This is a genomic window from Gardnerella vaginalis (genome assembly GCF_001546485.1).
Lineage (GTDB): Bacteria > Actinomycetota > Actinomycetes > Actinomycetales > Bifidobacteriaceae > Bifidobacterium > Bifidobacterium vaginale_D.
In genome coordinates, this window is the sequence record NZ_KQ956852.1 from 28,656 (window position 1) to 36,474 (window position 7,819).

Annotated in this window: 5 protein-coding genes, 1 pseudogene and 1 riboswitch; all 6 genes and pseudogenes read left to right on the plus strand. The window is 48.1% G+C overall.

Translation table 11 applies throughout. The features are described from left to right. Positions 1-97 (plus strand): annotated as a pseudogene (locus HMPREF3208_RS06665) (low molecular weight phosphotyrosine protein phosphatase); the annotation flags it as partial. 246 nt (positions 98-343) lie between these two features. Further along, the gene (locus HMPREF3208_RS02950) at positions 344-1,711 is read left to right on the plus strand and encodes a dipeptidase (protein ID WP_064347154.1); all 1,368 of its coding nucleotides are present in this window, start codon (positions 344-346) and stop codon (positions 1,709-1,711) included. A gap of 158 nt (positions 1,712-1,869) precedes the next feature. Continuing rightward, entirely contained in the window at positions 1,870-2,499 is a 630-nt protein-coding gene (locus tag HMPREF3208_RS02955; RefSeq protein WP_064347157.1) for a DUF3043 domain-containing protein, read from the plus strand. A gap of 201 nt (positions 2,500-2,700) precedes the next feature. Further along, complete coding sequence (locus HMPREF3208_RS02960) at positions 2,701-3,522, plus strand: DUF4191 family protein (protein WP_064347160.1); 822 nt, start codon at positions 2,701-2,703, stop codon at positions 3,520-3,522. A gap of 253 nt (positions 3,523-3,775) precedes the next feature. Continuing rightward, positions 3,776-3,899, plus strand: a riboswitch (TPP riboswitch). 55 nt (positions 3,900-3,954) lie between these two features. Further along, the gene (locus tag HMPREF3208_RS02965) at positions 3,955-4,560 is read left to right on the plus strand and encodes an ECF transporter S component (RefSeq protein ID WP_016636963.1); all 606 of its coding nucleotides are present in this window, start codon (positions 3,955-3,957) and stop codon (positions 4,558-4,560) included. Positions 4,561-4,836: 276 nt separating this feature from the next. Continuing rightward, on the plus strand, positions 4,837-7,719 hold the full coding sequence (locus tag HMPREF3208_RS02970; RefSeq protein ID WP_064347162.1) for an ATP-binding cassette domain-containing protein: 2,883 nt from the start codon (positions 4,837-4,839) through the stop codon (positions 7,717-7,719). The last annotated feature ends 100 nt before the right edge of the window (positions 7,720-7,819 follow it).

A 7,819-nucleotide genomic window follows, 5' to 3' on the forward strand; every position in this document is an offset into this window, starting at 1 on the left:
CGGCCCGCACGAGTTTGAAGTTGCGATGGATCAGGTTGAGCAGTGCGCGCCTTATATCGTTGATTGGGTTGCTGCTCGCATTGAGAGGGCTAACTAAACTAAGCGCTCCAAACGTGCGCGACTTTTCTCGTGTTTGTAGGGTTTGGCGTGGTGTATCGCTCCAAATGCGCGCAACTTTTCTCGCATTTGGAGGGTTTTGTCTGGCATATTGCTCCAAACGCGCGCAACTTTTCTCGCGTTTCCTCATGTTTGCGGACATAGTTGCGTGCATAGTTTGGGTATAATTTAGATATAGTTTTACAGGCATCAATTACTGCTCTGTTACTTTTATTCGGGAGGATTTATGGCAGGTTTGGCTGTCGAAGACGTGCGCGCTCGCGTGCAAAACGCTTGGAATGACGTAGTTTCTGTGTTGAATAAGAAGATTTCGCTGGCTGCTGTCTCTGCTAAGGGCATTGATGGTGAGCATATGCGCAAGTCCGCGCAATACGTGGCCGGGGTATTGCGTGAAGTTGGTATTGACGCGCGCGTCGAGCAGTCCACAAATCCGGACGGCACTCCAGGTGCTTTTGAAGTAGTCGGCTCGCGCATTGTAAACCCAAGTGCACCAACGGTTTTACTCTACGCTCACCACGACGTGCAACCAGTGCCAGATCCATCTGAGTGGAACACGAACCCATTTGAAGGCAAGGAGATTGACGGTCGCCTCTACGGACGTGGATCTGCAGACGATGGCGGCGGAATCGCAATTCACTACGGAGCTTTGTGCGCACTTAGTGACGATTTGCGCGTAAATATTAAAGTCTTTATTGAAGGCGAAGAAGAAATGGGCTCGCCAAGCTTCATTCCGTTCATTGAGTCACATAAAGATGAGTTTGAATCCGACGTAATCATCGTGGCTGATTCAGGTAACTGGTCTGCCGAAATCCCAAGCCTCACAACGAGTTTGCGCGGAAATACCGACGTGGACGTAAAAGTTAAAGTTCTTGGCCATCAAGTACATTCCGGTCAGTTCGGCGGCCCAATTTTGGATGCTTACACGTTAGCTTCCATGCTTGTTGCATCGCTTTACAACGAGGCTGGCGACTTGGCTGTGCCTGGAATTAAAGCAGAGGAGCCAGTTGGCGGTTTGCAGCGCGATTTAGACGAAGCGCAGGTGCGTGCCGACGCTTCCGTTGTTGATTCTTATAAGCTTGCCGGCACCGGCTCTCTTGCCGCGCGCATGTGGACTAAGCCGAGCCTTACGGTAATCGGCATGGACGCGCATCCTGTTGAGGGCAGTTTTAATGTGATTGCGCACGAAACTAAGTTGCGTCTTTCGCTTCGTACCGCGCCTTCGCAGCGTCCGGAAGAAGCGCAAAAAGCGTTGTGTGACTTCTTGGTATCTCACGCGCCTTTTGGTGCAGAAGTTACTGCAGAGCCGATTGATAACGGCATGGGCTGGGCAATGGACCCAGATGCTGTTGCAACGAAGGATGCGCTCGCTTCTATGCGCGATGCTTTCGGTGTGGAGCCGGTAAATAAGGGCGAGGGTGGTTCGATTCCGTTTATTCCGGAGCTTCAGCGCATCTTCCCGAAGGCGCAGGTGCTGGTGACGGGTCCGGAAGATCCTAAGTCCAATGCGCACAGTCCGAACGAGTCGATTTCGTTGCCGGGATTGCGCGGAAATATTGTTACTGAAGCTCTGCTTTTGGATCGATTGGGCGAGTAATTCTGGCTAATTTTGCGCGTAGGCGGCATAAACTTTGCAACGCTGTAAAGTTTCTGCCGCTTTTTCGTACGTAACCGACTTTTTCTTTACACGTGCGTAAAGTTTATGTCGTTTCCGTCGCGCCTGTATGCGTCTAGTCTGTTGAGTAATCTGCAAACATGACATGGAATCCATTTGCAAAGAAATCCGCAGCCAACGAAACGACAGTCGGCGCGTCGACTCGTTCGGAATCAGCATCGGAATCAGCTCCGAAATCTCGCGAAAAAAATGCGCCTACTCCTAAGCGTAGTGCGGCACAGGCACAAAATCTTCGTCCGCTTGTTCCTGCTGATCGTAAGGCGAGTGCAAAGCAAGCGCGCGCTCGAATAAGGGAGCGCGAAAATATTCAATATGAAGCAATGCGTACCGGAGATGTGGCTCATATGCCAAAGGTAGAGCAGCTTCCATGGCGTGTATATATTCGCGATTATGTGGATGCACGCTTTAATATTGGTGAATTTTTCGTACCAGTTGCAGTTGTGATTATGGCTTGCTTATTTGCATTTTCGCAGTTTATGACGGTGTACATCGTGCTCGCTGTGCTGTTATATACGTATTTATTTGCTTCGGTGATTGACATGTTCATTATGTGGCGCAAGTTGCGTAAGGAATTGGTTCAGCGTTTTGGTGATGTTGCAGTGTCTCGTAAGTCGCGATCGGGTATGTATGCGTGGAGTCGTGCGATGCAGATGAGGCGCTGGCGTTTGCCGAAACCGAGCAGCCCAAAGCGCGGAAATTGGCCGAAGTAAGCGAAAATAAGCAAAAGTAAGCGAAAATAAATGATATTGTATGCAATAATGTAACGATATTGTATGCAATAATTTATTAATATTTGCACAATCGACTATTATTATTTGAGATAGTGTAAAAAATAAGCGCAAAAATAAGCGCGCAACAATAACTCAATAACTCAATAACTCAAGAATAGGCGAATATCAGGGGATAAACGCATGGCACAAGGTAAAGCACAAAGTAAAGCACAAGGTGCATCACAAAATGCGAAGCAATCTGTAAAAAAGCAGGGTATGCTTTCACAGATTATCCGTATTTACAAGTACACGCATGCGGATGATAAGCAACTGCCGCTATGGCTGGCTGTGGCATTTGTGGTGCCAATAGTTGTAGCTGTAGTGGCTGGCTTGGTGCTGCGCTGGTCAATAGTAACGTGGGTTATGATGATTATTACAGCGGTGATGGTTGGTTTGCTGCTGTTTACGTTTGTGCTTACGAAGCGCGCAGATAAAGTTGGTTACGCAAAGTTAGAGGGTCGCCCAGGAGCGGCAGCTGGCATTGTTTCAGCTATTAACAAGGGTGGATTTACTTTTCCACAGCAACCTGTGTGGGTGGATCCTCGCACGAAAGATGCTATTTGGCGCGGTACTGGTTTTAATGGAATTTTCCTTATTGGTGAGGGCAATTATGAGCGTTTAATGCATGCGATGGATCGTCAAGAGCATGCTATAAAAAGCGTAACTGCAGGATCCAATATACCTGTCTACCGTATGGCTGTTGGCAATGGTGAAAACCAGGTGAAGCTTAAGGAATTGCGCGGAAAAGTATTGCGTGCAAAAACCTTACAACCTGTGAAACATAAGTTCGCTTTGATGGATAAGATTCATCCAAACCGCCGCTTCTTCCTCACGAAAACAGAGTTAGCGATTTTGAATGAGCGTTTGCGTACATTGCAAAGCAAGAGTGGTTTCGGTATTCCAAAAGGTATTGATCCGACTCGTCCGCAGCGTATTAGCCGTCGTGCGATGCGCGGTAAGTGAGTTTTTTGAAAATAGGATGATGAGCGTGCGTAAGTGCTGTTTGTTCGGTGCTTACGCACGTTTTTTTATTGTTGTACATTGCTCCAAATGTGCGCAATCTACCTCGCATTTGGAGAGTTTGGGGTTGCTTATCGCTCCAAGCGTGGGGGATTTGTCTCGCGTTTGGAGGGTTATTTGTTGTGTGGCGCTCCAAATGTGGGGGGGGATTTGTCTCATGTTTGGAGGGTTGGCGTCGACGCAGTGCCGTACAATCGTCAATCGACACGGGTGCTTTGTGTTAACGCGTTTGTGTGTGTTCGTTTGCGCAGAGCTGAGAAGAAACCGCTTGAACGTGAATCCGGGTAGTACCGGCGCACGGAGGTCTATTTTTCCCGTGCCTGAAAAGGTGTTGCAAAGTGTACCGCAGCACACAACAAGAAAGGCACATTTTTTATGTCAGAAGAAAATTATCAAGTAAATATGCAGTGGCGTGTTGCTGATATTGCAGTTGCATCAGTTATTGGTGTTGTTTCTGCTTTTATTTATTGGGTTGTCGCTGTATTTTATGCTGTTCCTTGGGCTGCACTCGACAACATTGTTCCAGGTTTTGGCGGTCTTATTAATGGTCTTTGGCTTTTTGCCGCTCCTTTAGCTGCTGTTATCGTGCGTAAGCCGGGTGCTGCCATTTATGCAGAAGTTGTTGCTGGTGTGCTTGAAGCTTTGATGGGCAACCAGTGGGGTGGTGCTGAAACCTTCGCTATTGCAGTGGTGCAGGGTCTTTTTGCTGAGATTGCTTTCATTATTTTTGCTTACAAAAAGTGGAATTTGAACACCATGATTCTTTCTGGCGCATTGACTGGTATTGGCTGCTGGGGCTACACTTTCCTCGGCAAGTTGCAGGGTATTGACGTTTTAGGTAAGTATGGTCTCCCATACCTCGTCAGCACTGTGGTATCCGGCATTGTTATCGCTGGTATTTTGATGTGGTTCCTGTATTTGGGAATTGCTAAAACTGGCGCACTTGATCAGTTTGCTTCTGGTCGTGAAGCTCGCGCTTAATTACTTAACTACTTAATTACTAAATCTCTCTATAACTCAATATAAAAAACGAAAGTTTCTTCGCTGCGTAGAAGCGAATGCAACAATGTTTTTACTATGAGAAGTTAGTACTATGAGAAGTTAGCAAAATTGCTAAGTTAAGAGAAGCTAAGAAGTAGAGAAGTTAAAAAGAAAAGTTAAGAAGTAGAGAAGTTAAAACTAAAGATTATAACAAAACTAAAGATTATAACTGAATATTAAAAACTAAACACCTATCATTGCCATAAAGGATTTACTATGCCTGATGCTGCTCAACCAGCAGTTGCTGAAACGGATGCTATGAATTTTGCAGATTCTGCGAAGGCATCTTGCATGCGTAAAGCTGAAACTTTCCTTCCGACAGCTTCGCGCGATAATAACGCTAGTAATAGTAGTAATGCTAGTAATGCTGAGCTTAGTTTTAAGAATTGGGGTTATCGTCATGCTTCCCGACGCAACTTTGCTGTGCGCGGATTAAACCTCACAATTCATGCTGGTCAGCGTGTGCTACTGCTGGGTGCATCAGGCATTGGTAAATCCACGATTTTAAGTGGTGCTGCTGGGCTGATTGGCAATGATGTTGTAGTTAAGAATAGTCTTGAAAGCAGTGCTATTAATAGTTCTTCTAGTTCTTCTAATTCTTCTAGTTCTTCAAACAATTCTGCTCATAATATGGTTTCTGCGAAATCACAGCGGGCTGTGCTTGTTGAAGACGCTGACGGTGGTGTGAGCGAGGGATGCGTGCTGGTTGATGGTATACCAGTTCGTAAGGCGCGCGGCAGAGTTGGGTTGGTTTTGCAAGATCCGGATGCACAGGCAATTTTCCAGCGTTTGGGTGATAACGTTGCGTTTGGTCCGGAAAATATGAACGTTCCGTGCAGTGAGATTTGGAGTCGTGTGCGCGAAAGTCTTAAAAAAGTTGGCTTGGATGGCTTGCAATTGCATCGTGCGACTGCTCATTTAAGCGGCGGCCAGTTGCAGCGTTTGGCACTTGCTGGTGCGCTTGCTATGCAGCCGAGCGTGTTGCTTTTGGATGAGCCGACTGCGAATTTGGATCCGGATGGCACGCAGCAGATTGTGGGTGCTGTTCGCGCGGTTTTGGATTCGACGCGTGCCACAATGGTGCTTGTGGAGCATCACGCGGAGCCGTGGATTGATATGATTGACCGCGTGGTAGTGCTTGGGCTTAAGAATGATGAAGCTGCGAGCGGAAAAGCTGCGAACGACGAAAGCGTTCACGACGACGATATTGCGCGCGCTGCTTCTTCGCGCACAGTGATTGTGGCGGACGGCACGCCAGACGATGTGTTTACGCGCACTGATTTAGATTTTGAGGATCTTGGTATTTGGCTTCCGGAGCGTTACAAGCGCAACGCAAAATCTTCCGCAAGTAAATCTTCCGCAAGTAAATCTTCCGAAAATGCAGCATCTTCTGAAAAATATTACGAAAACTGCGATCCGGCAGAAGGCTACGGAGAAGTGCTGCTTTCCACAAGGGATCTCGCAATCAGCCATAATAGTGAGCCGATTGCTAAGCACATCAATCTTGAGTTTAGAGCCGGGCAGATTACAGCTTTGGTTGGTGCGAACGGTGCTGGAAAGTCAACGCTTTCGCTCACTTTGGCAGGTCTTTTGCCGGCAGTAAGCGGTGAAGTTGTGGCGAGTGATGCTCTTGCTGAAGGTACAAATGGCACGGATCCAATGAAGTGGAAATCGCCAGATTTAGCGAAACGAATTTCTTACGTTTTCCAGAATCCAGAGCACCAGTTTGCGTGTGGTTCGGTGCTTGATGAGGTTATGTTAGGACCGCTTCGCACAGGGGTTTCAGCGGATGAGGCGCGCGCGAAGGCTGAGGAGTTGCTGAAGCGATTCCGTTTGGCTCGTTATGCGAAGGCGAATCCGTACACGCTTTCGGGAGGTGAAAAACGACGCTTGACTGTGGCAGCTTCTCTTGCTGCGGCTCCGCGTGTGCTGATTTTGGATGAGCCGACTTTTGGTCAGGATCATAAAACTTGGTTGCAGATTATTCGTTTGATTGCAAGCCTTCGCAGCGAAGGCGTGAGTATTATTGTGGTGACGCACGACCGCGAGTTGGTTGAGGCTCTTGGAGCACGTTTAGTTGAGTTGGTGGCGGATACTGAAGTAAGCAAGAATGCTAACGAAAGCAAGAATGCTAACGAAAGTGGGGAAGATTGTGCTTCTGTAGTAGATTCTGATGCTGTGAGTGGGGAATTAGTTGCTGTTGCTTCCCAAAAAACTCGAGTAAGTGGTGAGCGTAAATCGTCTGCCGCACTTTCTGCTACTACTAGCGCAACTGAAATTTCGCGCATTAAAGTGAGCGCTGTCAATAATCGCAATGAGGAAGCGAAACTTTCTAGTCGTTCACCGCTTCTTGCGTCAATGAACCCTGTATTTCGCATTTTTGGAGCGTTCATTGCCTCCATACCGCTGTTATTTACTCTTGATTGTGTTTCAGCGTCTATAGCTTTGCTGCTGGAATTTGTGATTTTTGCGTGCATAAAGCTTCCGCCTTGGCGTGTGATTCGCCTTTCGTGGCCTGTGTGGGTGGGGGCGCCAACGTCCGCGCTCACTGTGCTGTTATACGGTAAAAGTGGTGGAAATACTTGGTTCCAGTGGTGGCTAATGCATGCTACGGATCGCTCAGCAATGCTGGCTGTGGCAACGTCACTGAGGATTTTGGCGATTGGTATTCCTGCGATAGTAACAGTGATTGGCATGGATGCTACAGATTTAGCGGATGCTTTTAGCCAAGTGCTGCATTTGCCGGACCGCTTCGTGTATGGTGGTTTGGCTGGAATCAGGCTGTTTGGTGTGTTGCAGGATGATTGGGCGGCGCTGACGGCATCGAGGCGTTCGCGCGGTTTGGGTGATGAGCATCGCGTGAGGGCTTTCTTCCCTCAGTCGTTTGCATTACTCGTACTTTCGATTAGGCGTTCGACAACCCTTGCTACGGCTATGGAAGCGCGCGGTTTTGGTGGAGTTGGAGCGCGTTCACATGCGAGGGTGAGTAGCGTTCATGCGCGTGACTGGTGGTTCCTGGTTGTGTGTGCGCTTGTGCCGTCGGTTGCTGTTGCGGCAGCGCTTTACTTCGGCACTTTCGCCTTCCTTGGTGGCGCGTGATAGCGCGACGACCTGCCGAAGCGCTTAAAGCGTAGCGCGCGAAGGCAATTCGGAGCGTGAGCTTGCTAAAGGTTGAAAGCACAGTGTGCTTTCAACGCAA

Bases quoted from the DNA above. Each gene is read 5' to 3' on its own strand.
- HMPREF3208_RS02950 (WP_064347154.1), top strand. From the start codon at position 344: ATGGCAGGTTTGGCTGTCGAAGACGTGCGCGCTCGCGTGCAAAACGCT.
- HMPREF3208_RS02970 (WP_064347162.1), top strand. From the start codon at position 4,837: ATGCCTGATGCTGCTCAACCAGCAGTTGCTGAAACGGATGCTATGAAT.
- HMPREF3208_RS02960 (WP_064347160.1), top strand. From the start codon at position 2,701: ATGGCACAAGGTAAAGCACAAAGTAAAGCACAAGGTGCATCACAAAAT.
- HMPREF3208_RS02955 (WP_064347157.1), top strand. From the start codon at position 1,870: ATGACATGGAATCCATTTGCAAAGAAATCCGCAGCCAACGAAACGACA.
- HMPREF3208_RS02965 (WP_016636963.1), top strand. From the start codon at position 3,955: ATGTCAGAAGAAAATTATCAAGTAAATATGCAGTGGCGTGTTGCTGAT.